The organism is Vaccinium witches'-broom phytoplasma str. VAC (assembly GCF_000309405.1).
GTDB lineage: Bacteria > Bacillota_I > Bacilli_A > Acholeplasmatales > Acholeplasmataceae > Phytoplasma.
Genome location: NZ_AKIN01000245.1, coordinates 1 through 2,066, shown reverse-complemented (window position 1 = coordinate 2,066; position 2,066 = coordinate 1). Strand labels below are relative to the sequence as shown.

4 protein-coding genes are annotated in these 2,066 nt (G+C 24.7%); all 4 read right to left on the bottom strand.

The genetic code is table 11. From position 1 onward, the window contains the following. Positions 1 to 316 precede the first annotated feature (316 nt). On the bottom strand, positions 317 to 508 hold the full coding sequence (locus tag RI68_RS03280) for a 3'-5' exonuclease (RefSeq protein ID WP_017193806.1): 192 nt from the start codon (positions 506 to 508) through the stop codon (positions 317 to 319). Further along, positions 475 to 1,557: an ATP-dependent helicase gene (locus tag RI68_RS03275; protein WP_017193805.1), complete on the bottom strand. Its 1,083-nt coding sequence runs from the start codon at positions 1,555 to 1,557 to the stop codon at positions 475 to 477. Before RI68_RS03275 ends, RI68_RS03280 begins: the two co-directional genes overlap by 34 nt. A 40-nt stretch (positions 1,558 to 1,597) precedes the next feature. Continuing rightward, entirely contained in the window at positions 1,598 to 1,735 is a 138-nt protein-coding gene (locus RI68_RS04520) for a UvrD-helicase domain-containing protein (RefSeq protein WP_017193804.1), read from the bottom strand. 132 nt (positions 1,736 to 1,867) lie between these two features. Next, on the bottom strand, positions 1,868 to 2,026 hold the full coding sequence (locus RI68_RS04125; protein WP_017193802.1) for a hypothetical protein: 159 nt from the start codon (positions 2,024 to 2,026) through the stop codon (positions 1,868 to 1,870). Positions 2,027 to 2,066: the final 40 nt, after the last annotated feature.

Genomic DNA, 2,066 nt, shown 5'->3' with positions numbered 1-2,066 from the left:
ATTATATTAAAGTTTGAAAGTCGACGTACTGCTGCGCGAGCTCTAATTCAGCTCTCTTTAAAGATATGTAACGATTGTAGTCCATTATGTCAGATTTTGAAGGTTCACGCGAGGTTAAAGGGTGCTTAGCTTAAAACTTAATCCAAATGTTAATTTAATATTCTTTTAGTTTTCTTTTGTTGCGTGGGTAGTGTGGTTATAATTCGCTTACGCGAATTCCTATAGCTCCACAAAAGAAAACGATAATAAAAACTTGTTTCTTTTTTTTAAGAATTTGAAAAGAAAAGATAATAAGAACTTTTTTATTTTTTTTAAATTAAATTAATTTCATCTCTTTTAAGAAACAAAGAGGATTCATTTTTTGTTGATAAGCGTAAAGATTGCGATAGAAAGTATGAGTAATATATAAAAGTTCTCTCGCTCTTGTTATCGCGACATACATTAAACGTTTTTCTTCTTCTAAAGATGAATGACCTAAAAAAGTATCAAAAAAGTTTCTTGTTCGCAACCAATTAAAAAAACTATTTTTGACTCTAAACCTTTCATTTGATGAATAGAGGTTAAAGTTAAATGATTTTTAATAATAGTTTCTCTTTTGATATTAAATTTTTCATTTAAAATTTTTAATTTCTTTTCAATTTCTTTTGATAATTTAATATTAGTTGGAACATAAACAATTTTTTGAGGAACTTTAAAAGGAATATCATTTTTATTTAAAAACTGTTCTAATACCTTTTTAAGAGATTTTTTACGATAAAGAATAACAATATCATTTAATTGATATTTCTTTTTTTCAACCAACTCTTTAATTTCTTTAATAATAAATAAAGCCTCTTGTGTTTCGTCCCAACAAGGCTGGTAAATAACCTTGCCTGTTGTTTTTAAAGTAGGTTTTAATTGATAAGAAAGAGGTAAAAGATGATTCGCGGTTTTTAAAATATTTGAGCTAGAACGATAATTGTAAGTCAATTTTAATTCTTTCATTTGGAAAGTTTCTTTTAAATGTTGACTATAAATATTTTTAGTCCCTCGAAAACTATAGATATTTTGGTGTTCATCACCTACCATAAATAAAAGGCTTTTAGTCCCTAACATTTTTAAAATTTCCATTTGGTAATAATCAATGTCTTGGGCCTCATCTACTAAAAGATAAGGGAATTTTTGTTGATAATCGCTTAATAAAAAAGGATAATTTTTTAATAAATAATAAGTATAAACAATTAAATCATCAAAATCCATTAACTCTTTTTCACAAAGAACTTGATTATAAGCATGAAAAAATTTTTGAAAAAGAGGGTTAATATTAGTAATGATTTTCCTTTTAATTTTAGAAAGAGATGTAATAACATCATCCAAACCACAAATAATTTTAATTTGAAATTGATTTAATAAATTTCTCATTATTTCACGAGTTTCTATTTCATCAATTAAACGAAAATCTTTAAAATTAAAATCTTTTAAATAAGCTAAATTTTGTTTTAAAAACATTAACGCAAAACCATGAAAAGTCATGATTTTAGCTTTATCATTATCAACTCTTTTTTTTAAATCATTCACTGCGGAACGATTAAAAGTTAAAATTAAAATTTTGTTTAAATCAGTAAAACGATTTAAAACGATTTAAAAAATTAAATCTAGCTAATAAGGTACTTGTTTTCCCAGTCCCAGCACCAGCATTTAAATATAAAGGCTGAAAAGAAAAATTAACAGCCTTTAATTGTTGATGATTTAACATCATTTAATAAATTTAATTTTATCAGCATTAGGCGCAATATAACCTAATTTATAGATTACAAAAATAAATATACAACTAATAGCAACCAAAATTAAAAATTGTTTTAAAGACATATTTGAAACCTCCTTTATTTTATTTACTGATGGTTATATAACCATAATGTGCTAATAAAAGCAAAACAGGAATAACAACACCTATTGAAGGTAAAAACCAAGACATTAAAAATTTACTGAAAGTTAATTTACCTCTTTGACTTCTGCGAATATAACTTCTAAATCTTCTTCTTGCCATTACAAACTCCTTTTTTTTATTTATAAAATTTTATAAATAA

Coding starts and splice junctions, on each gene's coding strand:
- RI68_RS04520 (WP_017193804.1), bottom strand. CDS start 1,735: ATGTTAAATCATCAACAATTAAAGGCTGTTAATTTTTCTTTTCAGCCT.
- RI68_RS04125 (WP_017193802.1), bottom strand. CDS start 2,026: ATGGCAAGAAGAAGATTTAGAAGTTATATTCGCAGAAGTCAAAGAGGT.